22 protein-coding genes and 5 tRNA genes are annotated in these 26135 nt (G+C 71.8%); 18 read left to right on the top strand and 9 right to left on the bottom strand.

What is annotated here, in order from left to right:
• Nucleotides 1–46: 46 nt before the first annotated feature.
• Both IGS67_RS12685 and IGS67_RS12680 read right to left on the bottom strand, forming a co-directional pair.
• Nucleotides 47–871 carry an aminotransferase class IV gene (locus IGS67_RS12685; protein ID WP_192281742.1) on the bottom strand — a complete coding sequence of 275 codons (825 nt, stop codon included), beginning with the start codon at nucleotides 869–871 and terminating at the stop codon, nucleotides 47–49.
• The gene (locus IGS67_RS12680) at nucleotides 868–1974 is read right to left on the bottom strand and encodes a chorismate-binding protein (RefSeq protein WP_328742694.1); all 1107 of its coding nucleotides are present in this window, start codon (nucleotides 1972–1974) and stop codon (nucleotides 868–870) included. The genes IGS67_RS12685 and IGS67_RS12680 overlap by 4 nt, the downstream gene beginning before the upstream one ends.
• Before the next feature lie 144 nt (nucleotides 1975–2118).
• On the opposite strand from IGS67_RS12680, the gene IGS67_RS12675 reads away from it, so the two are divergent.
• From IGS67_RS12675 to IGS67_RS12635, 9 genes are all read left to right on the top strand, one after another.
• Nucleotides 2119–2190 (top strand) — tRNA-Gly (locus IGS67_RS12675).
• Nucleotides 2191–2228: 38 nt separating this feature from the next.
• Nucleotides 2229–2299, top strand: a tRNA-Cys gene (locus IGS67_RS12670).
• A 17-nt stretch (nucleotides 2300–2316) separates the two neighbouring features.
• Nucleotides 2317–2388: transfer RNA gene (locus IGS67_RS12665), tRNA-Val, on the top strand.
• Nucleotides 2389–2578: 190 nt separating this feature from the next.
• A tRNA-Gly gene (locus tag IGS67_RS12660) sits at nucleotides 2579–2650 on the top strand.
• Nucleotides 2651–2733: 83 nt separating this feature from the next.
• Nucleotides 2734–2805, top strand: a tRNA-Val gene (locus tag IGS67_RS12655).
• A gap of 105 nt (nucleotides 2806–2910) precedes the next feature.
• Nucleotides 2911–3396 carry a GyrI-like domain-containing protein gene (locus tag IGS67_RS12650; RefSeq protein ID WP_192281739.1) on the top strand — a complete coding sequence of 162 codons (486 nt, stop codon included), beginning with the start codon at nucleotides 2911–2913 and terminating at the stop codon, nucleotides 3394–3396.
• Between the two features lie 72 nt (nucleotides 3397–3468).
• Nucleotides 3469–4302, top strand: coding sequence for a helix-turn-helix transcriptional regulator (locus IGS67_RS12645; protein ID WP_192281736.1), 834 nt, complete (start codon nucleotides 3469–3471; stop codon nucleotides 4300–4302).
• Between the two features lie 97 nt (nucleotides 4303–4399).
• Nucleotides 4400–6676 (top strand): glycogen debranching protein GlgX, encoded by a 2277-nt coding sequence (glgX, locus tag IGS67_RS12640; RefSeq protein ID WP_192281734.1) that lies wholly within the window; start codon nucleotides 4400–4402, stop codon nucleotides 6674–6676.
• Nucleotides 6677–6786: 110 nt separating this feature from the next.
• Nucleotides 6787–7653, top strand: coding sequence for a PPK2 family polyphosphate kinase (locus IGS67_RS12635; protein WP_192281732.1), 867 nt, complete (start codon nucleotides 6787–6789; stop codon nucleotides 7651–7653).
• Between the two features lie 15 nt (nucleotides 7654–7668).
• Here the strand turns inward: IGS67_RS12635 and zapE are convergent, their stop codons facing one another.
• The gene (gene zapE / locus IGS67_RS12630; RefSeq protein ID WP_192281730.1) at nucleotides 7669–8721 is read right to left on the bottom strand and encodes a cell division protein ZapE; all 1053 of its coding nucleotides are present in this window, start codon (nucleotides 8719–8721) and stop codon (nucleotides 7669–7671) included.
• Nucleotides 8722–8819: 98 nt separating this feature from the next.
• Here zapE and IGS67_RS12625 point away from each other — a divergent pair, with 98 nt between their 5' ends.
• Nucleotides 8820–9617, top strand: a complete 798-nt coding sequence (locus tag IGS67_RS12625; protein ID WP_192281728.1) for a dihydrofolate reductase family protein — start codon at nucleotides 8820–8822, stop codon at nucleotides 9615–9617.
• Between the two features lie 19 nt (nucleotides 9618–9636).
• Here the strand turns inward: IGS67_RS12625 and cuyB are convergent, their stop codons facing one another.
• Nucleotides 9637–10383, bottom strand: coding sequence for a cysteate racemase (cuyB, locus tag IGS67_RS12620; RefSeq protein WP_328742688.1), 747 nt, complete (start codon nucleotides 10381–10383; stop codon nucleotides 9637–9639).
• A 127-nt stretch (nucleotides 10384–10510) separates the two neighbouring features.
• Between cuyB and IGS67_RS12615 the strand changes: the two genes are divergently transcribed.
• A complete protein-coding gene (locus tag IGS67_RS12615) occupies nucleotides 10511–11746 on the top strand; it encodes a carboxylate--amine ligase (protein ID WP_192281724.1) in 1236 nt (411 codons plus the stop codon).
• On the opposite strand, the gene IGS67_RS12610 is transcribed toward IGS67_RS12615, so the two are convergent.
• Nucleotides 11736–12923 carry a DegT/DnrJ/EryC1/StrS family aminotransferase gene (locus IGS67_RS12610; protein WP_192281721.1) on the bottom strand — a complete coding sequence of 396 codons (1188 nt, stop codon included), beginning with the start codon at nucleotides 12921–12923 and terminating at the stop codon, nucleotides 11736–11738. The two genes, IGS67_RS12615 and IGS67_RS12610, sit on opposite strands and share 11 nt — an antisense overlap.
• Nucleotides 12924–13036: 113 nt before the next feature.
• Nucleotides 13037–14470 carry an NADP-dependent phosphogluconate dehydrogenase gene (gndA, locus tag IGS67_RS12605; protein WP_192281717.1) on the bottom strand — a complete coding sequence of 478 codons (1434 nt, stop codon included), beginning with the start codon at nucleotides 14468–14470 and terminating at the stop codon, nucleotides 13037–13039.
• Between the two features lie 147 nt (nucleotides 14471–14617).
• Here gndA and IGS67_RS12600 point away from each other — a divergent pair, with 147 nt between their 5' ends.
• The 7 genes from IGS67_RS12600 (at nucleotide 14618) to IGS67_RS12570 (ending at nucleotide 22347) form a co-directional block, all read left to right on the top strand.
• Nucleotides 14618–15190: a DUF3000 family protein gene (locus IGS67_RS12600; protein ID WP_192281714.1), complete on the top strand. Its 573-nt coding sequence runs from the start codon at nucleotides 14618–14620 to the stop codon at nucleotides 15188–15190.
• 69 nt (nucleotides 15191–15259) lie between these two features.
• The gene (locus tag IGS67_RS12595) at nucleotides 15260–16501 is read left to right on the top strand and encodes an HRDC domain-containing protein (protein ID WP_192281711.1); all 1242 of its coding nucleotides are present in this window, start codon (nucleotides 15260–15262) and stop codon (nucleotides 16499–16501) included.
• 9 nt (nucleotides 16502–16510) lie between these two features.
• Nucleotides 16511–17515: a lipid II:glycine glycyltransferase FemX gene (locus tag IGS67_RS12590; RefSeq protein ID WP_192281708.1), complete on the top strand. Its 1005-nt coding sequence runs from the start codon at nucleotides 16511–16513 to the stop codon at nucleotides 17513–17515.
• Nucleotides 17516–17633: 118 nt separating this feature from the next.
• Nucleotides 17634–18890, top strand: coding sequence for a thiolase family protein (locus IGS67_RS12585; RefSeq protein WP_192281705.1), 1257 nt, complete (start codon nucleotides 17634–17636; stop codon nucleotides 18888–18890).
• Nucleotides 18887–21001 carry a 3-hydroxyacyl-CoA dehydrogenase NAD-binding domain-containing protein gene (locus tag IGS67_RS12580; protein ID WP_192281702.1) on the top strand — a complete coding sequence of 705 codons (2115 nt, stop codon included), beginning with the start codon at nucleotides 18887–18889 and terminating at the stop codon, nucleotides 20999–21001. The genes IGS67_RS12585 and IGS67_RS12580 overlap by 4 nt, the downstream gene beginning before the upstream one ends.
• A gap of 182 nt (nucleotides 21002–21183) precedes the next feature.
• Nucleotides 21184–22023 (top strand): sulfurtransferase, encoded by an 840-nt coding sequence (locus tag IGS67_RS12575; protein WP_192281699.1) that lies wholly within the window; start codon nucleotides 21184–21186, stop codon nucleotides 22021–22023.
• A gap of 33 nt (nucleotides 22024–22056) precedes the next feature.
• Nucleotides 22057–22347: a DUF1416 domain-containing protein gene (locus tag IGS67_RS12570; RefSeq protein WP_192281695.1), complete on the top strand. Its 291-nt coding sequence runs from the start codon at nucleotides 22057–22059 to the stop codon at nucleotides 22345–22347.
• A 219-nt stretch (nucleotides 22348–22566) separates the two neighbouring features.
• On the opposite strand, the gene pflA is transcribed toward IGS67_RS12570, so the two are convergent.
• The 3 genes from pflA to IGS67_RS12555 form a co-directional block, all read right to left on the bottom strand.
• A complete protein-coding gene (gene pflA, locus IGS67_RS12565; RefSeq protein WP_192281692.1) occupies nucleotides 22567–23451 on the bottom strand; it encodes a pyruvate formate-lyase-activating protein in 885 nt (294 codons plus the stop codon).
• A gap of 91 nt (nucleotides 23452–23542) precedes the next feature.
• Nucleotides 23543–23794 (bottom strand): autonomous glycyl radical cofactor GrcA2, encoded by a 252-nt coding sequence (gene grcA2, locus IGS67_RS14215; RefSeq protein ID WP_102508497.1) that lies wholly within the window; start codon nucleotides 23792–23794, stop codon nucleotides 23543–23545.
• Nucleotides 23795–23823: 29 nt separating this feature from the next.
• The gene (locus IGS67_RS12555) at nucleotides 23824–25929 is read right to left on the bottom strand and encodes a pyruvate formate lyase family protein (protein WP_192281689.1); all 2106 of its coding nucleotides are present in this window, start codon (nucleotides 25927–25929) and stop codon (nucleotides 23824–23826) included.
• Nucleotides 25930–26135: the final 206 nt, after the last annotated feature.

The raw sequence follows: 26135 nt of genomic DNA, 5'->3' as shown, positions 1-26135 counted from the left end.
TACGTGTCGTCACCGCGCACCCCGGGCTGCGCGGAGTGCGGCAGGATCACGGGTCCAGGTCGTCGTCCCGCAGCGCGGCGAAGGCCCGCGCGACCTCCGTCGTACGCGCATCCTCGGGCTGGGCAGCGCCGTCGAGCTCGACGACCGGTGCGACGCCGCGCAGAGCCGACGTGAGGGCGAGCGGTCGTCCCTCGAGCGCGTCGAACGCGACGTCTCCCTCAGTCACCGGGACGGGCAGCGCGGCGGACCATGCGAGGAGGAGCGCGCGGGTCACGCCCGGCAGGCAGCCGGTCGCGAGCGTCGGGGTGAGGAAGCACTCACCGTCACCCACGAGGACGTTCGAGGTCGCCGCCTCGCTGAGGCGGCCGGTCGTGTCAGCGAGGAGCGCCTCGTCGGCGCCGCGCCGCCTGGCTGCGGCAAGCGTGACGACGTTCTCCTGGTACGACGTCGATTTCACGCCGGCGAGCGGTGACCGTTCGTTGCGCACCCACGGCGCGCGCCATGCGCGCACCGGTCCGGTGACGGGGGCGGCCGACGCACTGACGAGCAGCCGACCGGGCCCGTCACCGCGCACCGGCCCGGCGGGGCCGTCCCCTGCGGTCCAGGTGACCCGCACGCGTCCGGCGGTCGGATCGGCCCGCAGGACGGCGTCGATCGCGCCGCGGACGACGTCCTCGTCTGGCAGGTCGATCCCGACCTTCGCCGCGGACGCCGCGAGCCGACCGACGTGTCGGGTCACAGCGAAGGGCCTCCCCCGGACGACGGCGAGCGTCTCGAAGACGCCGTCACCGAGGGTGAGCGCGCGGTCGGTCACGGGGATCCCCACGCGGGCGTCCCCCAGGATCCGGCCGTCGAGCCACGTCGTCGTCATCGGTCCTCCGTGGTCGTACGCAGCCGCGCAGGAACGGACGCGAGCCCGACGAGCCGCACGGCCTTGAGCTCGGTCTCCCGCCACTCGCCGTCCGGGTCGGAGCCCCACGTGATGCCGGCCCCCGTCCCGAAGCGGAGGACGCCGGCCTCCCACCAGAACGTGCGGATGCCGACGCCGAGGAGCGCTCGGCGGGCGTCGGCGTCGATCCAGCCGAACGCGCCGCAGTACGGGCCGCGCGGCACCGGCTCGAGCGCGGCGATGAGGTCGAGCGCAGCGCGCTTCGGCGCGCCGGACACCGACGCGGGCGGGAACGTCGCGGCGAGGATGTCGTCCCAGCCCGCCCCCGGCAGCAGCTCACCCGCGACGGTCGTCACGAGGTGCGCGAGCCCGGGGTGCTCCTCGACGTCGAGGAGCTTCTCGACGCGCACAGTCCCGGGCGTGCAGACCCGGTGGAGGTCGTTGCGGACGAGGTCGGTGATCATGATGTTCTCGGCCTCGTCCTTGGGTGTGAGGCCCGTGGCGGTCGCCGCGGTCCCCTTGATGGGCGCGGAACGCAGGACGCCGTCGTCGAGCGACAGGAAGAGCTCGGGCGACGCCGGGACGACCCACGCGGGCGGGACCGGACGGCCGTCGGGGAGCAGCTGGTCCGCGGGGACGTGGAGGTGCCCGCCGTAGGGCGACGGGTTGCCCGCCGCGAGCCTCGCGTCGAGCGCCGCGGCGTCGGGCTCACCCCCGGCAGGAGCGAGCGGCGCGGCGAGGACGCGGCACAGGTTCGCCTGGTAGACGTCGCCCTCGTGGACTGCGGCCCGCACCGCGCGCACCCCGGAGCGGTAGCCGTCGGCGTCGAGCGAGGTCGACCAGCGCGCGGGGTCGGGGCCCTCCCACGGTGCCCCGGCCGGTGTCGCGTCGTCGGCCACGACCTCGGCCATGCGCCACGCGACGCAGTCGCCCTCGAAGGTCGCTCGGACGAACCAGGTCCCACCCTCGGCGAGGCGGGCGGCACCCGCCCGGGTCGAGGGGTCGACGACGTCGATGACCCCCCGCGCAGCGATGCCGCCGAACCGCGCGGTCGCGGCGGCTTGCTGGGCTGCGTGGAAGATCACGGCGCCACGATATCCCGCGACTCCGGGCCGGGGACGGACGGGTCCGGGGGCAGGTCACACGGGTGTGAGTTGGACGTCCGCGCATGTGTCGACTAATGTTCTGCGAGTGCCGCGGCACCGGGGACACCCGGAGGCCGATGTCATGCGGATGTGGCTCAGTGGTAGAGCATCACCTTGCCAAGGTGAGGGTCGCGGGTTCGAATCCCGTCATCCGCTCGGAGACGAGCGCCGGTTCGCCGGTTCGCGTAGTCCACGGTGGAGTGGCCGAGAGGCGAGGCAGCGGCCTGCAAAGCCGTACACACGGGTTCGAATCCCGTCTCCACCTCGCAGCAGTACCCCTCTGGGCGATTGGCGCAGCGGTAGCGCGCTTCCCTGACACGGAAGAGGTCACTGGTTCGATCCCAGTATCGCCCACAGCACGAAGGCCACCCCCTCGGGGGTGGCCTTCGTCGTTCTCCACGCGCTTCTGCCGGCCCTCCTCGCGCTTCCGCGGGCTCACGTCGTGCCCGGCGCGCGGCACCGGGGTTCGTTTTGGAGTTCCGCGCCTCCGTGGACTATCTTTGTGGAGCACCGCGCGGCCCGGGAGACCGGATCGCGATGGCGTGCGGATGTGGCTCAGTGGTAGAGCATCACCTTGCCAAGGTGAGGGTCGCGGGTTCGAATCCCGTCATCCGCTCGGACGAGAATTCTGGATCGAGCCGCCCCGTGGGGCGGCTCGTCGCTTGGATCCGCTCCTCCGCCGCCTGGCCTCCAGGCGTCGGGCGATTGGCGCAGCGGTAGCGCGCTTCCCTGACACGGAAGAGGTCACTGGTTCGATCCCAGTATCGCCCACACACACGAAGGCCACCCCTCGGGGTGGCCTTCGCCGTTCCCGTCCCCTGGCGACGAGCGTTCTACCCGAACTGCGCAAGGACGGACTATGCTGACAAGGTCACCGTGCGCACCCCGGGAGGCCCCATGCACGTCGAGCTCGTCAAGCTGCCGCCGCAGACGGTCCTGGCGATCCGCGACGAGGTCGCCGTCGGTGAACTTGGCGCTTTCCTTCCCGTGGCGTACGCCGAGCTCGATCTCGCGCTCGCCGCGACCGGGCACGCGGCCGCAGGCCCCTTCGTCGCGTGGTACCACTCACGTTCGGGAGCCGCGACCGACGTCTCGGCCGCCGTCGCGCTCTCCCCCGCCACGATGGTCACGCACGGCCGCGCGACGACGCGGTCCCTGCCGGGCGGGCCCGCCCTCGTGACGACGCACCGCGGTGCCTACGCGTGCCTCCCGCACGTCTGGATGCGGCTCGAGGACGAGCGGGTCGCACGCGGCCTCGACCTACGCGGCGACCTCCTCGAGGAGTACGTGAGCGAGCCGGCACCGGGCGGCGACCCAGCGGCCGCGGTCACGCGGCTCGTCATGCCGGTCCTGACGCCCTAACCCCGCCCAGCCCCGGTCCTGCGCGGACGGAAGTCCCACGATTGCCCCTCTCAGGCCGTCAATAATCGTGACATGAGCAATCGTCGTGTCACCACGTACCGCGCGCTCGCCTCGGCGAGCCGGGTCGCGCTGCTCGACGCTCTCCAGCACCGCGACGGCATGACGGTCACCGAGCTCGCGCAGGTGGCCGGCATCCACGCGAACACCGCGCGCGAGCACCTCGCCCGGCTCATCGACGCGGGCTTCGTCACCTGCACCCCCGAGGAGCGACGCACCCGCGGGCGGCCGCGCATGCTCTACCACGCGGTGAGAACCCCTGAACCCGTCCAGACGCCCGGCAGGGCGGCCGACGAGCGGGACGAGCACGCCCGCGAGGAACTCCTCCGTCTTCTCGTCCAGGGCTTCGGCGCGGGCACGCCCGCCGACGTCGAGCGTGCCCGCGACCTCGGCCGCGACGCGTCCCTTCACCCGGGGACGCTCCTCGGGTCGCCCGCCCAGGGGCCGCGTCTCGACGACGGGTGCACCGACCTCGACCCTGCCGAGGGCGCCGGCTGCACCCAGCTCGGGCTGCTCGAGGACCACCTCGCCGCGACAGGCTTCGACCCGGCCGTGAGCGAGGACGGCACCGTTCTCGAGACGCACGGCTGCCCCTTCTTCGACCTTGCGCGCGAGCACCCCGAGGTCGTCTGCCGGCTGCACGAAGGCCTCCTCGAAGGCGTTCTCGCCCGCGGGCGCGGGCCCTGGGTCCTCGACCGGATCGACACGTTCGTCGCGCCCGGCCGGTGCATCGTGCGTGTCCGTCGCGGTGACGACGCAGCGACCACGGCCCGCTCCCGAGCGGTCCCCGCGTTCCCGCAGCGCGCCGCCGCGACACGCACCGAGCTCCCGACGCCGCCCCGCAGCTGACCGGCACGCGGCTGACGAGCACGCGACTGACGAGCACGCGACCGGGCCGTCTGGCCGCACGGCGCGCGCACCGCCGTCGCCGTGCGACCCTGGGGGGATGAGAACGCGACCCGGCCGTCCCTACCCGCTCGGTGCGACCTTCGACGGCGGTGGTACGAACTTCGCGCTGTTCTCCGAGGTCGCAGATCGCGTCGAGCTGTGCCTGCTCGACGACGAGGGCACCGAGACCCGCGTCGAGGTCACGGAGTCGACCGCGCACGTCTGGCACGTCCACGTCCCTGGGGTCGAGCCCGGCCAACGCTACGGGTTCCGCGTGCACGGTCCCTACGACCCTGCGCGGGGCCACCGCTGCAACCCGGCGAAGCTCCTCCTCGACCCCTACGCCAAGGCGGTCGATGGCATGATCGACTCCTCCGACGTCCTGCTCTCCTACACGCGCGACGCCTCCGGCACCGTCCTCGACGACGCAGATCACCTCGACCCGCGCGACTCCGCACCCCACACGATGTACTCCGTCGTCGTCAACCCGTTCTACGACTGGGGTCACGACCGCCCGCCCCGGCACGGCTACCACGAGACGGTGCTCTACGAGGCACACGCGCGCGGCCTCACCATGACGCACCCCGCAGTGCCCGAGAACCTCCGGGGTACCTACGCGGGGCTCGCTCACCCAGCCGTCGTCGCGTACCTGACGGACCTCGGGGTCACGGCTGTCGAGCTCATGCCGGTGCACCAGTTCGTCGACGACCCCGTGCTGCGGGATCGCGGCCTCACGAACTACTGGGGATACAACACGATCGGGTTCCTCGCACCGCACAACGCGTACGCGTCCTCCGGCACGCGCGGTCAGCAGGTCCACGAGTTCAAGACGATGGTGAAGACGCTCCACGAGGCCGGGATCGAGGTGATTCTCGACGTCGTCTACAACCACACGGCGGAGGGCAACCACCTCGGCCCGACGCTCTCATTCCGCGGGATCGACAACGCCGCGTACTACCGCCTCGTCGACGACTCCCCCGCGCACTACTTCGACACGACCGGCACGGGCAACTCGCTGCTCATGCGCTCGCCGCACGTCCTGCAGCTCATCATGGACTCGCTGCGCTACTGGGTGACCGAGATGCACGTCGACGGCTTCCGCTTCGACCTCGCTGCGACGCTCGCGCGGCAGTTCCACGAGGTCGACCGGCTCTCGGCATTCTTCGACCTCGTCCAGCAGGACCCGGTGATCTCGCAGGTCAAGCTCATCGCCGAACCGTGGGACCTCGGCGACGGCGGGTACCAGGTCGGTGGCTTCCCACCCCTGTGGACCGAGTGGAACGGGCTCTACCGCGACACGGTGCGGGACTTCTGGCGCGGCCAGCCGTCGACGCTGCCGGAATTCGCGAGCCGCCTCACGGGCTCGTCGGACCTCTACGAGAGCACAGGCCGGCGGCCCGCCGCCTCGGTGAACTTCGTCACGGCCCACGACGGCTTCACCCTCGCCGACCTCGTCTCCTACGACCACAAGCACAACGAGGCCAACGGGGAGGACGGCCGGGACGGGGAGTCCCACAACCGTTCGTGGAACCACGGCGTCGAAGGCCCGACCGACGACCCGGCGATCCGCGCGCTGCGCGCCCGTCAGCAGCGCAACTTCCTCGCGACGCTCCTCCTCTCGCAGGGTGTGCCGATGCTCTCCCACGGCGACGAGATCGGCCGCACCCAGGGCGGCAACAACAACGTCTACTGCCAGGACGGTCCGACGTCGTGGTTGGACTGGGACCTCGACGACGACGCCCGTTCCCTCCTCGCCGTGACGCAGCGGCTCGTCGCGCTGCGTCGCGAGCATCCTGTGCTCCGGCGTCGCAGGTTCCTCACGGGACGTCCCCCAGAGTCGCTGCCGGACGGTGCGGAGGTGCTCCCCGACGCGCTGCCCGACGTCGTGTGGTTCGACACGAGCGGCGACGTCATGGACCAGGCCGACTGGGACGCGTCGTTCGCGCGGACCGTCGGTGTCCTCCTCGAGGGCGAGGCGATCACCGAGCCCGACGACGCCGGCGGGCGCATCGTCGACGACTCGGTGCTCATCCTCTTCAACGCGTTCTCCGAGGACGTGACGTTCCGCGTGCCCGCAGCGTCCTACGGGCCTTTGTGGGGTCTCGAGCTCCGCACCGACGACCCTGAGGCGACCGACGTGCGTCGCCCGGGCTCCGCGCCGGCACCTGCGGCAGGCGCGACGCCTGCGGCGGCCGCGGCGCGCTCGGGTGCGGTCGCGGCGGGCGAGGAGATCGTCGTGACGTCACGCTCACTCGTCGTCTTGCTCCGGCCGCCGCTCCGCGCCCGGGTCGTGCCGCTCCCCCACGCCCCACGGTCGGCCTCGGCGGACGGCTGACGCGCACGTCGCGGCGCGCCGCAGCGCGTTCGGCCCGCCGACGGCTCCCCGTGCGCGATACTCGCCGGAGACGGACGGCGACGGCGCCGCCCCGACGACGGGAGCACGCGATGGGCAGGAAGAAGCTGGCACGTCTGGACGGCATTGACGACGCGCTGCGGGTCGGACCCGAGCCCGGTGCGTTCGACCTTGCGGGCATGGACCGCGCCGCGACGCCCTGCGTCAAGGACGCCGCGACCGCGGCCGAGCTCCGCCCTCTCCTCGGTGACGAGCTCGCCGACCTCCAGGAACGTCTCTACGCAGAGGGTCGTACGGACGGTACCCGTTCGGTGCTCCTTGTCGTCCAGGGCCTCGACACCGCGGGCAAGGGCGGCATCGTCCGGCACGTCGCGGGGATGATGGACCCGCAGGGTCTTGCCATCCGGTCGTTCGGCGTGCCGACGCCCGAGGAGCGTGAGCACGACTTCCTCTGGCGCATCCGCCGTGCCCTGCCCGCCCCGGGCCGCATCGGGGTGTTCGACCGGTCACACTACGAGGACGTCCTCGTGGCGCGCGTCAAGGAGCTCGTCGCTCCCGAGGTGTGGGAGGCGCGCTACGACGAGATCGTCGCGTTCGAGCGCGACCTCGTCGCCGCGGGGACGACGATCGTCAAGGTGGCGCTCATGGTGTCCCGCGACGAGCAGTACAAGCGTCTCGCTGCGCGCCTCGACCGGCCCGACAAGCTGTGGAAGTACAACCCGAGCGACGTCGACACGCGGCTGCAGTGGGACGAGTACCAGGCGGCCTACCAGGCCGTCCTCGACCGCACGAGCATCCCTGAGGCCCCCTGGTACGTCATCCCGGCCGACTCCAAGGACTATGCGCGGCTCGCCGTGACGAAGCTGCTGCTCGACGCGTTGCGCTCCCTCGACCTGGGCTGGCCCACGCCCGACTACGACGTCGACGTCGAGAAGGCACGTCTGGCCAAGACCCGCTGAGCGGACGCCGGCGCGTCAGGCCGACGTCGGCGCGCCGGTCGTCCCCGCCGTGACGAGCTCGCGGCCCTCCTGCGCGAGCGCGCCGAGGCGCGAGAGGGTGCGGAGGTACTTCTTGCGGTAGCCGCCCGCGAGCATCTGGGCCGTGAAGAGTGCGGTGCGCTCGTCGCCACCGAGGAGGACGGGCACGCCACGGTCGTAGAGCCTGTCCGCGAGGACGACGAGCCGCAGCGCGTCGTCCTGCCGGTCGACGGTGCGCACGCCGCGCAGCGCGACGAGCTCGACGCCGTCGAGGAGCGCGCCGTAGCGGCTCGGGTGGACGGAGCGCAGGTGCTCGAGAAGGTCGTCGAGGAAGTCGCACGTCGCCCCTGCGCGGTGGGTCGTCGCCTCGACGAGCACGTGGTCCGGGAGCGGGTGCGCGTCGGTGACGACGGCCCGCTGCCGGTAGTCCTCGCCGTCGACCCGAAGCACCTCGAAGCGGGCCGAGAGCGCCTGGATCTCCCGGAGGAAGTCCTCTGCGGCGAACCGCCCCTCGCCGAGAGCGTCAGGCAGCGTGTTCGACGTCGCGGCAAGCGCGACGTCACGGTCGGCGAGCTCTCGCAGGAGCCTCGACACGAGGACGGTGTCCCCCGGGTCGTCGAGCTCGAACTCGTCGATGCACACGAGGTCGAGCGCGCCGAGCGCGTCGACCGTCGCGGCGAAGCCGAGCGCGCCGACGAGGTTCGTGTACTCGACGAACGTGCCGAACGCAGCACGCTCGGGTCCGAGCGCGTGAGCGAGCGCCGCGAGGAGGTGCGTCTTGCCGACCCCGAACCCGCCGTCGAGATAGACCGCGGGCGGCACAGCACGGCGCCGCCTGAGGATCGCACCGAGGCCGCGTGCGGGAGCGGTGAGCTGCTCGGCGACCTCGGCGAGACGCTCGACCGCCGCCTGCTGGCTCGGGTGCGCCGGATCAGGGACGTAGCTCGCGAAGGAGGCGCCCTCGAAGTGGCGCGGGGGCACGAGGTCCGTGAGGAGCCGCTCGCGCCCGACGGCGGGGCGCACGTCGCACAGTGCGGTCGGTCGGGTCACCCGTCCACGGTATCCGCGGCACCCGGCGAGCGGGACCTTAGTCCCGCGTGCGCGTGTGCGACGCTCGTCACAGCCGTGCGCACGCCTAGGCTGGCCGCATGACGAACCTCGCCGACCGCCCCACGTTCGACCTCCTCGTCGCCGAGGGCACGACCGCGAGCGGCACCATCATCCCGCCGGAGACCGACGAGCCGGGGCTCGGGCTCCTGCTCGCGCACCCGACGACGAGCCGCCGCAACGGCGCCGTCGCCGGTGCCTGGGTCCGCGCCAACATGATCGCGACCGTCGACGGTGCCGCCTGGGGTCACGATCACCGGTCAGGATCGATCAACGGCCCTGCCGACCTCCGCGTCTTCGAGGTGCTCCGGGCTCTCGCGGACGTCGTCGTCGTGGGCGCGGGAACCGTCCGCGCCGAGGGCTACGGAACGCTCGACGTCCCCGAGCACCTCCGCGGGCTGCGCGCCGAGGCCCGCTGCGCGGACGAGCTCGTGCTCGCGGTCGTCACGCGTGCGGGCGAGGTCCCCGCGCACCTGCTCGCGGACCCGCACGTCCTCGTCGTCACGTCGGCGGAGGGCGCCGCGTGCCTCGGCCCGGACCTCCCGTCCGAGCGCCTCGTCGTCGCAGGCACCGACGACGTCGACCTACGCGCCGCGCTCACCGACCTCGCAGGCCGTGGCCTGGGGCGCATCCTCACCGAGGGAGGCCCTCACCTCCTCGCCGACCTTCTCGCTCACGGCCTCGTCGACGACCTCTGCGTGACGACGAGCCCGACCGCCGTCGGCCCGGGTGCGGACCGGATCGTCGCGGGCGACCCAGGTCGGCCCGCGGCCGACCTCCGGCTCGCGACGCTCCTGCGCGCGCGCGACGTGCTCGTCGCGCGTTGGCGCGTCGCCTGACGCCCCGGCGTCCGCCGGGTCACGCCTCGTCGCGCACGGTCCCGCCAGCGTGCCGGATCGTCGCGCGGGCGAGCTGGTCGGTCGAGTCGATGAAGAGCGGCTCGGCGAGCAGCCCATGGTCGACCGCGACGACCGAGAGCTCGGTGCAGCCGAGGATGACGACCTGTGCCCCGCGTTCCACGAGGTGCGAGGCGACTCCGCGCAACGCTGCGAGGTCCGCGGGCCGTCCCGCCTTCACCTGGTCGTAGATGATCGACGAGACGACGGCCTGGTCGGCGTCGTCGGGCAGGAGCGTCGTGACGCCATACGCACCGAACGCGTCCTGGTACACGCCCGACGACGCCGTCCCGCTCGTCGCGAGCAGCCCGACCGCGCGGAGGTCGGCCACCCGCTCGCGCGCGGCGTCGACCGTCACCTCGACGATCGAGACGAATGGCACCGAGATCGCGTCGAGCACCTGCTGCGTGAAGTAGTGCGCCGTGTTGCACGGCATGACGAGGAAGTCCGCGCCGAACGCCTCGAGTCGGCGGGCGTCGCGCGCGAGCACGGGACCCGGGTCCTCGGCGGACCGTCCGAGGATGAACTCGGTCCGGTCCGGAACCGTCGCGTGGTTGAGGACGACCATGTCGACGTGGTCCTGGTCGCGCTCGGCGACCGTGAGCCGTACGACGTGGTTGAGGAAGTAGGCCGTCGCGAGAGGTCCGACACCGCCGAGGACACCGACGAAGGGACGGGTTCCGGGGTCGTTGCTGCGCTCAGACGTCACGCCGCCATGGTAGACCTCCCCCGCCCGACGCTGGGGGCGGCCACGCCCGTCACGGGCACGCGTCATAGGATGACAGGGCTCGCGGCGCCACGGCGCCGGTCGCGCCCCTCACCTGGAGCCTCGTCGCATGACCTACGGCAACGCCGAGTTCGTCCCCGTGATCCTCGGGACGAACATCAACACGTACAACATGGCCCGTTCGCTCCACGAGGCCTTCGGCGTCCGGACGATCGCGCTCGGACGTGCAGCGCTCCGCGAGACCGCGTCCTCGAGCATCGTCGACGTCCGTGCCGACGCCCGGCTCGGTGACCCCGAGGTCGTCGTCGCGACGCTCCTCGAGCTCGCATCCGAGCTCCGCGCCGACGGTCGCACGCTCCTGCTCCTGCCGAACATCGAGTTCTACGCGAACGTCGTCCTCGACCACCGCGAGGTCCTCGAGGAGCACTACGTCGTCCCGCTCGTCCGCAAGGAGCTCGCGGACCGGCTCATGCACAAGGCGCGCTTCGCGGAGCTGTGCGCCGAGCTCGGCATCCCGCACCCCGCGACCGAGATCGTTCCCCCGGGGCCCGTCGCCGAGGACCTCGGCGACGACCTTCCCTTCCCCTTCCCCGTGATCGTCAAGCCCGCGAACACCGACATCTACCCGCGCCTGCGCTTCCCGGGCAAGCAGAAGGTGTACCTCGTCGCCGACGCAGCGGGCCTCCGGGACGTCGTGCGCCGCATGGTCGACGGCGGCTACGACGACGACATCGTCGTCCAGGAGTACCTTGCGGGCGACGAGTCGGTCATGCAGGTCGTCAACACGTACTCCGACCGCCACGGCCGCATGCGCTTCAGCTCGCTCGGGCAGATCGTCCTCGGCGAGCCCGACCCGGGACTCGTCGGCAACTACAACGCGATCGTCACGACGCACGACGACGAGGTCACGGCGATGGTCCGCACGCTCCTCGACAGCGTCGGCTACACGGGCCCCGCGAACCTCGACATCATGATCGATGCGCGTACCGGCGCCCGGACGATCCTCGAGGTCAACCTCCGTCAGGGTGCCGCGAGCTTCTACACGATGGCTGCGGGCGGCAACCTCACCCGCTGCTACGTCGACGACCTCGTCCACGGCGTCGACCTTCCCGACGTCGTCACGCGCGACGAGCGGCTCTGGCTCAACGTCCCGTACCTCGTGGCGCTCCGCTACGCGCCGCGGTCGCTGCGGCCCCTCCTGAGGACCGCCCGCCGCCATGGTGTCACGCACACTCTCCGCTACCGAGCGGACCGCTCTCCGCGCCGTCTGCTCGAGCTTGCCCGGATCGACCTGCGGCGGACGCTCGACTTCGTGCGCCACGGCCGGGAGCGGCTCAACCGCTGACGGCGCGCCTCACGACGTCGGCGATCTCGCGGGCACGCTCGACCGTGACGTTGGTCGGGAGGTTGACGAGCCGCGCGACCGCGTCCTCGCTCACCGCGAGGCGCGGGTCGCCCGGCGTGTAGCCGTAGACGGCGGGGTCGTCGACGCCCGGGAACAGCGCGGGTCGGTACCACCGGCCCGCGTGGACATGGGCTGACGTGAGCGTCGCGAGCAGCCGCTCGGCCGCGTCCTCGTCACGTGCGAGCACCGGGAGCCGCAGGAGCGGCTGGAGCTCAGCGCGCGAGGCGGCGTCGACGATCGTCGCGGGGATCTCGACGACGTCCGCGAGCACGTCGACGTACGCGGTGACGCACGCCGCACGCTGGGCCTCGTCGACGTCGAGCGCGGGGAGCGCTGCGGCGACCTGCGCGACCATCCATCCGGACGGGGCCGACGGGCGATACGGGAGCGCGCCGCGCATCTCGACGGGAGCGATCGCGGGGTCGAGCAGCCCGGCTCGGACGAGGCCCGAGCGCAACGGCCGGGAGACGCGCCGCGGCAGGCGGTTGAGCACGCGGTTCTGCGTCCGGTAGACGCGCGCGAGGAGGTCGAGCCGCCGGCTCACGGCCGGCAGCTCGGCGAGGCGTGCGCGCACGAGGTCCCGCAGCGCGGCGTCGGCCATGTCGGGCGCGACCCACACGGCGCCGCCGAAACGCGTCGGGAGCATCTTCTCGACCCCGAACGAGTGGACGGACACGTCCGTGTACGGGCGGCCATCGGGACGGCGGGCGAGCCTTCCGACGCAGTGCGCCGAGTCCTCGAGCAGCAGGGCGCCCGCGTCGTCGGCCGCGTCCCGCAGCCCGCGCGCCGTTGCGGCGTCGATGACGCCGAACGTGTGCTGGAGGACGATCGCGCGCGTGCGCTCCCCGACGACGAGCCGGGCCGGGTCGATCGCGAGCGACGCGGGTGCGACGTCCGCGTGCACCGCGGCGTGACCGGCGACGAGGATCGGGTCGACCGCGGTCGCGCACGTGAGGATCTGCGTGACGACCTCGCCCGGTCCCCGGTGTTCGGCGAGCGCGCGCAGGACGACCTCCATGCCGTAGCGCGCCTTGTGCACGAGGAACCAGTCCCCCGGCTGCGTGCCCGTGCGCCGTGCCAGCTCGCGGGTCACGTCGGTCGTTCCGTGCGGGGTCATGTCGGCTCCTCGGGCTTGCGGGCGGTCCCGGTCACGTGGTCGTACGGCGACGGCGGGGCGCCGGCCGGTGTCGTCACCGGCTCGGTGCCCCGCCGCGCGGGAAATGAGGTCGGTCAGGCGTCGGACTCGGTCCGGTCACCCGTCCACTCGGTGTGGAAGACGCCGTCCTTGTCGATGCGCTGGTACGTGTGCGCCCCGAAGAAGTCGCGCTGAGCCTGGATGAGGTTCGCGGGCAGACGCTCGGCGCGGACGCCGTCGTAGTAGGCGAGCGACGACGAGAACGCGGGGGTCGGCACGCCGTTGAGTGCTGCCTGCGCGACGATCCGACGCCATGCGCCGACGCCCTGGCCGACCTGCTCCGTGAAGTACGGGTCGGCGAGGAGGAGCGAGAGCTCCGGGTTGCGCTCGTAGGCCTCGGTGATGCGGTTGAGGAAGCGGGCGCGGATGATGCAGCCGCCACGCCAGATCCGGGCCATCGCGCCGCGGTCGATGTTCCAGCCGAGCTCGGCGGACGCCGCGGCGATCTGGTCGAAGCCCTGCGAGTACGCGACGACCTTCGAGGCGTAGAGCGCGAGGCGCACGTCCTCGATGAACGCCGCGCGGTCGCTGATCTCCCACGCGCCTGACTCGGCGGGCAGGACGCGTCCGGCCTCGCGCTGCGGGACCGAGCCCGAGAGCGCGCGGGCGAACGTCGCCTCCGCGATACCCGTGATCGGCACGCCGAGGTCGAGGGCGTTCTGAACCGTCCAGCGGCCCGTCCCCTTCTGCTCCGCGCGGTCGAGCACGACGTCGACGAACGCGTTGCCGGTCTCGGCGTCGACGTGCGCGAGGACGTCGGCCGTGATCTCGATGAGGAACGACTCGAGGTCGCCCTTGTTCCACTCGGCGAAGATCTCGCCGATCTCCTGCGCAGAGGCGCCCAGGCCCTGCTTGAGCAGGTCGTAGGCCTCGGCGATGAGCTGCATGTCCGCGTACTCGATGCCGTTGTGGACCATCTTGACGAAGTGGCCCGCCCCGTCGGGGCCGACATACGTGCAGCACGGGACGCCGTCGACCTTCGCCGAGATGTCCTCGAGGATCGGGCCGAGCCACTCGTAGGACTCAGGCGAGCCGCCGGGCATGATCGAGGGGCCGTTGAGCGCGCCCTCCTCGCCGCCCGAGACACCGGTGCCGACGAAGTGGAGGCCGTGAGCCTTGAGCTCGGCCTCGCGGCGGCGCGTGTCCGGGAAGTGGGCGTTACCGGCGTCGATGACGATGTCACCCTCCTCGAGGAGGGGGATGAGCTCGGCGATGACGGCGTCCGTCGCGGCGCCAGCCTTCACCATGATGACGACCTTGCGCGGCCGCGCGAGCGAGGCGACGAAGTCAGCCATCGACTCGGACGGGACGAAGTCGCCGTCGTCACCGTGGTCCGCGACGAGCGAGGCGGTCTTGGCGTACGAGCGGTTGTGGACCGCCACCGTGTAGCCGTGTCGTGCGAAGTTGCGGGCGAGGTTGCGGCCCATCACCGCAAGCCCCGTGACGCCGATCTGGGCGCGTGCCGTCATCGTGTGAACTCTCCCTCCGGATGAACATGTTCCGCCTGCGAGGGTATCCCGCGGTCCGGCTGAGCCGCCCGGACGACCAGCATGTGACGGTCCGGGTCCGCGGCGTGGCACTCGGGCGACCGCGCGCCGGATGCCTAGAGTGACGCCATGGTCGCCACCGCGCTCACGCAGCTGCCCGCGCCGTTCGCGCAGGCGCTCGCCTCGTTGCGTGCCGCAGCCCTCGGCGCGGGGATCGAGGTGCGGGAGGTTCCCGCACCCTCGCGCGCCGCGGCGTTCGCGGTCGCGCTCTCGGGCTCCCTCGCTCGTGCGGGTGTGCCCGACGACGAGGTCGCCGACGGCACGTTCGTCGTTCTCTACGACCCGCCCCTCACGCCGGTCGACGACGGCGCGTTCCGCGTCATCGTCCTTGTCCGGGCCGAGCTCGACGAGGAGATGTCGGGCGACCCCATGCTCCCCGAGGTCGCCTGGGACTGGATGCTCGAGGCGCTCGAGGCGTGCCCGGTCGCGCCGGTCGAGCCGGGAGGCTCGGTGACCCGGACCATCACGACGAGCCACGGCGCGGTCGCCGGCCGCCCCGAGGAGGTCGAGCTCGAGCTGCGCGCGTCATGGTCCGCAGTCGATCCGGACGTCGGCGCGTTCCTCACCGCGTGGGCGCGCGTCCTGCGTCTCTTCGCCGGCGTGCCGCCGGTCGGTGTGACGTCGCTCGACGACCGTCGCTGACGACGTCCGCCCCGCTCCGGGCCGCGTCGTTCGCGGGTTGCCGGCCCGCGCAGGTCTAACCTTGCCCCCATGAGCCAGACCGCACCGTCCGCTTCCGCGGACGAGGAGCCCGACGTCGCCCCTCTGACGACCCCCGCCGACGGGGTGCCCGACGTCCTCACGACGCAGTCCGGGCTCGACCGGGCCGTCGACGCCCTCGCCGGTGGCGCGGGGCCGGTGGCCGTCGACGCGGAGCGCGCGTCGGGTTACCGCTACGGCCAGCAGAACTATCTCGTGCAGCTGCGCCGCGCAGGTGCGGGCACGATGCTCATCGACCCGGTCGCGCTTCCGGACCTCGCTGCGGTCAACGACGCGCTGCGCGGGACCGAGTGGGTGTTCCATGCGGCCTCGCAGGACCTCCACCCGCTGAGCGAGCAAGGTCTCGTACCGGACGCGATCTTCGACACGGAGCTCGCGGCACGCCTGCTGGGGCTCGAGCGTGTCGGGCTCGGCGCGGTCGTCGCCGAAGTGCTCGGCCTCGGTCTCGCGAAGGAGCACTCTGCGGTCGACTGGTCGACGCGTCCGTTGCCGGCGTCGTGGCTCACGTACGCGGCGCTCGACGTCGAGGTGCTCGTCGACCTGCGCGACGCGCTCGCCGAGCGGCTCGAGGCGGCAGGCAAGGCTGAGTGGGCGCGCCAGGAGTTCGAGGCCGTGCGCCTCGCGCCGCCGCCCGCGCCGCGGGTCGACCCGTGGCGGCGCGTCTCGGGAGTTCACGCGCTGCGGTCGCGGCGGCAGCTCGCCGTCGTCCGGTCGCTGTGGCAGGCGCGCGAGGACAACGCCCGGCGACGCGACATCTCACCGGGCCGGGTCCTTCCCGACCGGGCGATCATCGCGGCGGCGCAGGCCCTGCCGCGCAACGTCGGCGCGCTCACGGCGCTGCCGACGTTCTCGGGACGTGGCACCTCGCGCCGGGCCCCGATGTGGCAGACGGCGATCGACGTGGCCCTCGCGCTGCCCGAGGCCGACCTCCCGCCTCTGCGCGGGCCGCGGACGGACGCCCCGCCACCGCCGCGTGCGTGGGCCGATCGCGAGCCTGCGGCCGCGGCCCGGCTCGAGGCGGCGAAGGCGGTCGTCACGGAGCGCTCCGAGCTCCTCACCGTCCCCGTCGAGAATCTCCTGCAGCCCGACGCGCTGCGCCGGCTGTGCTGGTCCCCGCCCGCGCAGGTGACGGAGGAGAGCGTCGCTGCGGCGCTCGCTGCGCGGGGCGCGCGCGTCTGGCAGACGGACCTGCTCGCGGGGCCGCTCGCGGCCGCGATCGGCGCCGCCGGATAGGGTTGTCGGGTGCTGCACATCGAGACTGTCACCGACCCTGCCGAGTGGAACCGACTGGTGGATGCGGGTGGTGGTCACCCGCTCCAGCTGTGGGGCTGGGGCGAGGTGAAGGCGACGGGAGCGTGGCGCGCGCTGAGGCTGCGCGCGGTCGATGGCGAGGGACGGACTGTCGGTGGCGCCCAGGTGCTCGTCCGTCGGCTGCCGGCCCCGTTCCGCGCCTTCGCCCACGTGCCACGGGGCCCGTTCGTCGGGTCCGACGGCGTCGGGACTGCCTCCGAGCGGTCCGCCGTCGCCCGGGCGGTCGTCGAGCACTGCCGCCGAGAGGTCCGTGGCATCGGCGTCGCGCTCGAGCCGGACTGGGACGCAGGCACCGAGCTTGACCTGCCGGGGTCGCGACCGGCCGAGCACACGATCCTCTACCCGAGCACGCTCATCCTCGACCTCACGAAACCGGAGGACGAGCTCCTCGCGGCTGCGGGCCGCTCGACGCGGTACGACATCCGCAAGGCGGCCCGGACGGGCCTCGAGGTGCGGCGGGTGACGGACGAGGCCGAGGTGCGCGCGGTCATCGAGCTCTACAAGGTCTCAGCGGAGCATGCGGGGTTCGCGCTCCATGACGACGACTACTACCTCGCGATCCACCGCGAGCTGGGTGAGGCCTCGCTTCTCGTCGCGGCGTTCGAGGACGGGCGCCCGTGCTCGTTCGTGTGGGACGTCCTCTCGGGGTCGACAGCGTTCGAGCTCTACGGGGGCGTCGACGACACGGGCCGGAAGTTGCGTGCGAACGCGCCGGTGAAGTGGCACGCGGTGCGGCTCGCGGCGGAGGCGGGTGCGCGACGGTACGACATGAACGGGCTGCTCAACGACGGCATCAGCGAGTTCAAGAAGTCGTTCGCCCAGCACACGGACGAGCTTCTCGGCACGGTCGAGGTGCCGTTCGGGCCGTTGTTCGACGTCTGGGACCGCCTGCTGCCGACCGCGAAGCGGGTCGTGCGCCGACTGCGTCGAGCCTGACGGGAATTCTGTCGAGGGACCTCGGTCCTACCTCTTGCGCTTTTTACTGATACTCGCGGTATCGTGTACCTGAACGAGCGAACCGCTCCGGACACCGTCGTCCAGATCAGGAGAAGCCATGCCCGTGGCCCAGCCAGCACGTCGCGCCCTGCGCGACGTCGTCTTCGTCGAGGGGGTGCGCTCCCCGTTCGGCAAGGCGCGCCCCGACGGCCTCTACGCCGAGACCCGCGCCGACGACCTCGCGGTCGCCGTCCTCCGCGGCCTTCTCGACCGTATCCCCGCCCTCCCCCACGATCGCATCGACGAGGTCGCGATCGCCGCGACGACCCAGCGCGGCGACCAGGGCCTCACGCTCGGCCGCTCGGTCGCCGTCCTCGCCGGGCTCCCCCGCACCGTCCCCGGCTTCGCGATCGACCGCATGTGCGCAGGCGCCATGACCGCCGTGACGACGACCGCGTCCGCGATCGCCACCGGCATGCAGGACGTCACCGTCGCGGGCGGCGTCGAGCACATGGGCCACCACCCCATGGGTTTCGACGCCGACCCCAACCCCCGCTTCGTCGCAGACCGCCTCGTCGACGGCGACGCGCTCGTCATGGGCGCGACCGCCGAGACGCTCCACGACCGCTACCCCCACCTCACCAAGGAGCGCACCGACGCCTACGGGGCGGAGTCCCAGCGGCGCTACGCCGCAGCTCTCGCCGCAGGCCGCGTCGAACCCGACCTCGTGCCCGTCGCCATCAGGTCCGCCGAGCTCGGCTGGGGCCTCGCGACCGCCGACGAGCTCCCCCGGCCCGGCACGACCATCGAAGGCATGCGCGACCTCAAGACCCCGTTCCGGCCCGGTGGCCGCGTCACCGCGGGCAACGCCTCGCCCCTCACCGACGGCTCGACGATGTGCCTGCTCGCGGCCGGTGACACCGCCGCCGAGCTCGGTCTGCCCGTCCGCATGCGCCTCGTCTCCTTCGCGTACGCAGGCGTCGACCCCGAGGTCATGGGCCTCGGGCCCATCCCCGCGACCGAACGTGCCCTGCGCACCGCAGGCCTGACGATCGACGACATCGGCCTCTTCGAGATCAACGAGGCCTTCGCGATCCAGGTCCTCGCATTCACCGATCACTTCGGGCTCGCCGACGACGACCCGCGCGTCAACCCCGACGGCGGTGCGATCGCCGTCGGCCACCCGCTCGCCTCCTCAGGAGTGCGGCTCATGACGCAGCTCGCCCGCCACTTCGAAGCGCACCCCGAGGTCCGGTACGGCCTCACGACGATGTGCGTCGGGCTCGGCATGGGCGGCACCGTCGTCTGGGAGAACCCGCACCACGCCGACTACTCGGGCCACGTGCCCGCCGCGACCGAGGGGACCGACCGATGACCACGACGACTCCCGCACGAGCCGAGCGCGTCGCACGCTCCCTCGTCCGCGACGTGACGATGCCGGGCGGCGCCGGCACGATGGCGCTCCTCACGCTCGACAACGGCCTCGACCACACGAAGCCCACGACCCTCGGACCCGAGGGCCTCGCGGGACTGCGCACCGCGCTCGAGGGCCTGCGAGCCCGTGCCGCCGCGGGCGAGATCCAGGCGATCGGCGTCACGGGCAAGCCGTACGTCCTCGCCGCCGGAGCAGACCTCACCCAGGCGGGAGACCTCGCGACGCGCGACGAGGCGCGCGAGCTCGGCCGCGCCGGCCACGCCGCTTACAGCCTCCTCCACGATGCAGGTGTGCCGACGTTCGCCTTCGTCAACGGCGTCGCGCTCGGCGGCGGGCTCGAGCTCGCGCTCGCGTGCGACTACCGCACAGTGTCGACGTCGGCCGGCGCGCTCGCGCTGCCCGAGACCGCGCTCGGGCTCGTGCCCGGCTGGGGCGGGGCGCACCTCGTGCCACGCCTCGTCGGCATCGAGCGCGCGTGCGAGGTCATCCTCACGCGTCCCGCGCAGAACAGGCCCTACAAGCCGGCCGAGGCCGTCGACATCGGTCTCGCCGACGCCCTCCTCGACAGCGCCGACTTCCTCGCCCGTTCCGTCGCCTGGGCGGCGTCCGTCGTCCGCGGCGAGACCGTCGTCACTCGGCCCGAGCCGGTCGACGCCGACGAGTGGGAGGCCGTCGTCGCCCGCGCCCGCGCGCAGGTCGACATCGTCGTCGCCGGCGCGCGCCCCGCGCCCTACCGCGCCCTCGATCTCCTCGCGCTCGGACCCGGCACGACCCGCGAGGAGGGTTTCGCCGCCGAGGACGAGGCGCTCGCCGACCTCCTCATGACGGACGAGCTCCGCGCGAGCATCTATGCCTTCTCGTCGGTCAACGCCGCGAAGAAACCGCAGGGCGCTCCGCCGAAGGAGCTCGCGCGTCCCGTGACGCGCGTCGGCGTCGTCGGCGCGGGCCTCATGGCCGCGCAGCTCGCGCTCCTCCTCGCGCAGCGGCTCGGCGTCCCCGTCATCATGCGTGACCTCGACGACGAGCGCGTCGCCAAGGGCCTCGCACACGTGCGGGGCACGGTCGAGAAGCTCGTCGCGACCGGACGCATGTCGTCCGACGCGGGCGCGCGCATCGTCGCGTCCGTCCACGGGACGACCGTCCTCGAGGACATGGCCACGTGCGACCTCGTCATCGAGGCCGTCACCGAGGTGCTCGCGCTCAAGAAGCGCGTGCTCGCCGAGGTCGAGGGAATCGTCGGGCCCGAGACCGTCCTCGCGACGAACACATCGGCGCTCTCCGTCTCCGAGATGGCCGCGGACCTCGCGCACCCCGAGCGCGTCGTCGGGCTGCACTTCTTCAACCCGGTTGCGCAGATGCCGCTCGTCGAGGTCGTCCGCGCGGACGCGACCGACGAGGCGACGCTCGCGACGGCGTTCGACGTCGCTCGTCGGCTCCGCAAGACCGCCGTCGGCGTCGCCGACCGGCCCGGCTTCGTCGTCAACCGACTCCTCGTCCTCCTGCTCGGCGAGATCGTCAGGGCCGTCGAGGAGGGCACGCCCGTCGAGGTCGCAGACCGAGCGTTGCGGCCGCTCGGGCTTCCCATGGGGCCGTTCGCGCTGTTCGACCTCGTCGGGCCGGCCGTCGGGCTCCACGTCCTCACGTCACTGCGGGAGGACCTCGGCGAGCGCTTCGCGCGGTCCCCCGGGCTCGAGCGGATCGTCGCCGAGGGCACCAAGGTGGTGCTGCCACCGATCGCCAAGGGGCTTCCCGCGCGCGTCGATCCCGCGATCCAGGAGGTGTTCGGTGAGCCCGGCGGGCCGGGCGCGCTCGACGAGGCCGGAGTGCTCGACCGTGTGCTCACGGCGCTCGCGACGGAGATCGGTCACATGCTCGACGAGGGCGTCGTCGCGGACGTCACGCAGATCGACGTCTGCATGATCCTCGGGGCGGGCTGGCACTTCGCGACGGGGGGCATCGCGCCGTACCTCGACCGGACGGGCACGTCCGAGCGGGTGCTCGGCCGGCGCCTCCTCCCGGACGGTGTCGCGAACGTCCCGCGGGGTTCCTGACCCCACCCTTTCGCGCCCCGCCCGCCCTCGCTCCAGGGGCGGGCGGGGGGGCGTGTGAGACACCGCGTTCACGATGTGAGACGTTCGGCGGATCGCCTGGCATCCCGAGCGCACCGGTCTACTTTCTGGTCCAGAAGCACGGACGCCCGCACGGGGCGCCCCCAGGAACCAGGAGGAACACCATGGCCCGCAACGACGTCCTCGTCTCGGCCGAGTGGGCCGAGGCGAACCTCGCGACCCCCGGCATCGTTTTCGTCGAGGTCGACGAGGACACCAGCGCCTACGACGACGCGCACCTCCCCGGCGCGATCAAGCTCGACTGGAAGCTCGACCTCCAGGACGCGGTCCGCCGCGACTTCGTCGACCGCGCCGGCTTCGAGAAGCTCCTCTCCGAGCGCGGCGTCGCGAACGACGACACCGTCGTCCTCTACGGCGGCAACAACAACTGGTTCGCCGCCTACGCCTTCTGGTACTTCAAGCTGTACGGCCACCAGGACGTCCGCCTCATCGACGGCGGCCGCAAGAAGTGGGAGCTCGACGGCCGCCCGCTCGACGCCGAGCCCGTCAACCGCCCCGCGACGCAGTACGTCGCGAGCGAGCAGGACCTCACGCTCCGCGCGTTCCGTGACGAGGTCGTCGCGTCGATCGGGACGAAGAACCTCGTCGACGTCCGCTCGCCCGAGGAGTTCACGGGCAAGATCCTCGGCCCGGCCCACCTCCCCCAGGAGCACGCGCAGCGCGGCGGCCACGTCCCCGGCGCGATCAACGTCCCGTGGTCGAAGGCCGCGAACGATGACGGCACCTTCCGCTCCGACGCCGAGCTCGCCGAGCTCTACGGCGCCGCGGGCATCGACACCAACCGTTCGACGATCGCGTACTGCCGCATCGGCGAGCGCTCGAGCCACACGTGGTTCGTGCTCTCCCAGATCCTCGACCTCCCGGACGTCAAGAACTACGACGGCTCCTGGGTCGAGTATGGCTCGCTCGTCGGCGCGCCCATCGAGGTCCCCGTCCCGGCCTGACACCCGACCGCACGAGCACACGAGGAGCACACGATGACCAGCTGCGGAGCCCCCGCCCAGACCGGCCAGGTCGCTCTCGCCCCGGGCGCGACGATCATCGACGGCACCGTGACGGCAGGCGGCGCCCCCGTCCGGGGCGCCTACGTCCGCCTTCACGACGCGGACGGCGAGTTCACCGCCGAGGTCGTCACCGGTGACACGGGCCAGTTCACGTTCTACGCCCGCCCCGCGAGCTGGGAGCTCCGCGTGCTCTCGCGCGCAGGGAACGGCTCCGAGCGCCTCGAAGCCACCGAGGGCCGGACGACGGTCGAGCTCGGTCTCTGACCAGCCCGACGACCGTCCGGGGCGTCGAACGGCAGCCACCGCTCGACGCCCCTCGGCCCCGGCAGCGACCGGCCGGTCCTCCCGGTCCTCACGCCTCCGAGCGGCGACCCCTCGCAGGAGACGTGACGACCCACCCGTCCGGACGTGACGAAGAGCCCCGCACCGTGAGGTGCGGGGCTCTTCCGTGTCCTGGGGTCGTGCGCGGCGCACCGAGCCTCGTCAGTAGACGGTGAGGCCCTTCGCACGGAACTGGTCGCGCACACGGTCGACCTCGGCGTTCGTCGGCGGCTGCGTGTCGCCAAGCTCGTACGGGATGCCGAGGCTCTCCCACTTGTCCTTGCCCATCTGGTGGAAGGGAAGCACCTCGACGCGCGAGACGGTCGGGAGCGTCGCGGCGTACTCGGCGATCGTCTCGACGTTCGCCGGGTCGTCGGTGAGGCCGGGGACGAGGACGAAGCGCAGCCAGATCTCCGTGCCGAACTCCGCGAGGCGCCGGCCGAACTTCAGCGTCGGCTCGAGCGCACGGCCAGTGACCTTCCGGTACGTCTCTGGGTCGCCCGACTTCACGTCGAGGAGGACGAGATCGATGTCCGCGAGCATCTCGTCGGTGCAGGCCGCACCGAGGAAGCCCGACGTGTCGATCGTCGTGTGGATGCCCATCTCCTTGGCGCCCCGCAGGAGCGTCGCCGCGAAGGCAGGCTGCATGAGCACCTCGCCGCCCGAAAGCGTGATGCCGCCGCCCGAGTTCTTGAAGATGCGCCGGTAACGCTTGATACGGAGCAGCAGCTCGGAGGCCTCGACGGGCTCACCGTTGCGCATCGCCATCGTGTCGGGGTTGTGGCAGTAGAGGCAGCGCAGCGGGCAGCCGGAGAGGAAGATTGTCATGCGGGTGCCGGGGCCGTCGACGGCCGTGACGAGCTCCCACGAGTGGACCGACCCGAGCTCACCCGCGCGCATCCGCGCGAACTTCTCCGAGCGGTCCGCGTCGCTCAGCTCAAGACCGACGAGGCCAGCGCCCGCGGCCCGCCCGACGGGGGCCTCGAAACCCTGGTCACCGCTCGCACCGTCGGCGCCGGTCGTGGGGGTGGCCTCGCAGATCGTCATGATCGTCGGTCCTTCCTCGTGCCAGGCGCTGGATGCGTGCGGGGTAGTGCTGGTGGGGCGGGGACCCGGCCGGGTCCCCGCCACCAGTGTCTCAGGCGCTGTGGTGGAACGTGCGCGAGAGGACGTCGAGCTGCTGCTCACGGGTGAGCTTGACGAAGTTCACCGCGTAGCCCGAGACGCGAACCGTGAGCTGCGGGTACTTCTCGGGGTGCTCCATCGCGTCCTCGAGCGTCTCCTTGTTGAGGACGTTGATGTTGGCGTGGTAGAGCCCCTTGACACCACCGTTGGCGTCACGAGCAGCCTTCATGTCGGCGAGGCGCTCGTCGTAGGTCTTGGCCATGATGATTCCCTTTCCTGCGTTCCGTTGGTGGGTCAGTCCTGCGGGACGAAGCCCGAGTCGAGGATGCCGACGAGGTTGCCGACCTGCTCCTCCTTGGTGCGGCCGAGCCCGGCCGGCGTGATCGTGTTCGTCAGCGAGATGCCATCGAGCGCGTCGTTGTAGTCGAGCTTGCCGACCGACATCATCGACGCAACCATGCCGTGCGTGTCCGCACCGTTCTCCGGGTTGGCGCCCGGCGCGAACGGCGTGCCGGCCTCGTGACCCGAGGGGAACGAGCCCGTCGCCTTGCCGTAGACGACGTTCGACGTGATCGTGAGGACCGACTGCGTGGGGATCGCATCCCGGTACATCGGGATCGCCTTGATCTTCTGCATGATCGTGTGGACGATCGTCGCCGCGATGTCGTCAGCCTTGTCGTCGTCGTTGCCGTACGTCGGGAAGTCGCCCTCGGTGACGTAGTCGACGATGAGGCCGGTCTCGTCACGGACGGGCGTGACCTTGGCGTACTTGATGGCCGCGAGCGAGTCCGCGACGATCGAGAGGCCTGCGATACCGCAGCCCATCGTCCGGATGATCTCCGAGTCGTGCAGGGCCATCTCCATGGCCTCGTACGCGTACTTGTCGTGGCTGTAGTGGATGATGTTGAGCGCCTCGACGTACGTGCCGACGACCCAGTCGAGCATGCGCTCGTAGCGGTTCCAGACGTCGTCGAAGTCGAGCGGGCCGTCGCCCTGGACACCTTCGTAGCCGGTGACGATCTGCTTGCCGGAGACCTCGTCCCGGCCGCCGTTCATCGCGTAGAGGAGAGCCTTGGCGGCGTTGACGCGAGCTCCGAAGAACTGCATCTGCTTGCCGACCTTCATCGGCGACACGCAGCACGCGATGGCCGCGTCGTCGCCCCAGCGCTCACGGATCTGCTCGTCGGACTCGTACTGGATCGCGCTCGTCTCGATCGAGATCGCGGCGCAGAACTCCTTGTAGCCGTCGGGCAGCGTCTCGTCCCAGAAGATCGTGATGTTCGGCTCCGGGGCCGGGCCGAGGTTCCGCAGCGTCTGGAGCAGGCGGAACGACGTCTTCGTCACGAGGGTGCGACCATCCTCGCCGAGGCCGCCGTCGGACCACGTGGCCCAGTAGGGGTCACCCGAGAAGATCTGGTCGTAGTCGATCGTGCGGAGGAAGCGCACGATGCGGAGCTTGATGACGAGGGCGTCGATCATCTCCTGCGCGTCGGACTCGGTGATCGTGCCCTCGGCGAGGTCGCGCTCGAAGTAGGCGTCGAAGAAGCCGGAGAGGCGGCCGATCGACATGGCGGCGCCGTCCTGCGACTTCACCGAGGCGAGGTAGCCGAAGTACGTCCACTGGACGGCCTCCTGGGCCGTCGCGGCGGGGCGGCCAAGGTCGAAGCCGTACTGGGCGCCGAGGTTCTTGAGCTTCTTGAGCGCCTTGATCTGCTCGGAGTGCTCCTCGCGGTACCGGGCCCAGTGCTCGGAGAACGGCTGGTCGGCGACCGCGTCCTTGTCCTTGGTCTTCTCGGCGATGAGGAAGTCGACCCCGTAGAGCGCGACGCGACGGTAGTCGCCGATGATGCGGCCGCGGCCGTAGGCGTCGGGCAGGCCGGTGATGATGTGCGACGAGCGGGCGGCGCGGATGCGCGGCGTGTAGATGTCGAAGACGCCGTCGTTGTGGGTCTTGCGGTACTTGGTGAAGATCTCCTTGACCGCGGGGTTCGGCTCCTTGCCGGCCTCGCGGATCGCGGTCTCGACCATGCGCCAGCCGCCCGAGGGCATCATCGCGCGCTTGAGCGGGACGTCCGTCTGGAGTCCGACGATGACGTCGTCGTCGGAGCTGATGTAGCCCGCGGGGAACGCGTCGACGTCCGCCGGGGTGTCGACGTCGACGTCGTAGACGCGACGCTCACGCTCGACGGAGAGGTACTCCTTCTCGAGCGTCTCCCAGACGCGCTGGGTCTTCTCGGTCGCGCCCGCGAGGAACGACGCGTCGCCTTCGTAGGGCGTGTAGTTCCGCAGGATGAAGTCACGCAGGTCGACCGACTCGGTCCAAGGACCGGTCTCGAACCCGCGCCAGGGGTCAGGGGTCGCTGCACCATCGATGGTGGTGCTCGTCTCCGTCGTCGTCATCGCCGTCTCCCGTAGGTCGCTCGATCACTGTTTGATCTTGGGACCAAGGTACTGAGAAATTCATGGGACGACTTGGGACCTTCGGCCGTGCCGAGGGTCCAGCACCTGAGTCGTGCGTCACAGGCTCCGTCGCTGGTCCCGCAGGGATTCCGGCAGCGCACCGCACCCCTGCCAACAGGGTGTCACGCCCCGAATATTCACGGGGC

The organism is Flavimobilis rhizosphaerae (genome assembly GCF_014852685.1).
GTDB classification, from domain to species: Bacteria; Actinomycetota; Actinomycetes; order Actinomycetales; family Cellulomonadaceae; genus Flavimobilis; species Flavimobilis rhizosphaerae.
Note: the sequence above shows the minus strand (reverse complement) of the source record. Positions and strands in the feature narration are given on the sequence as shown.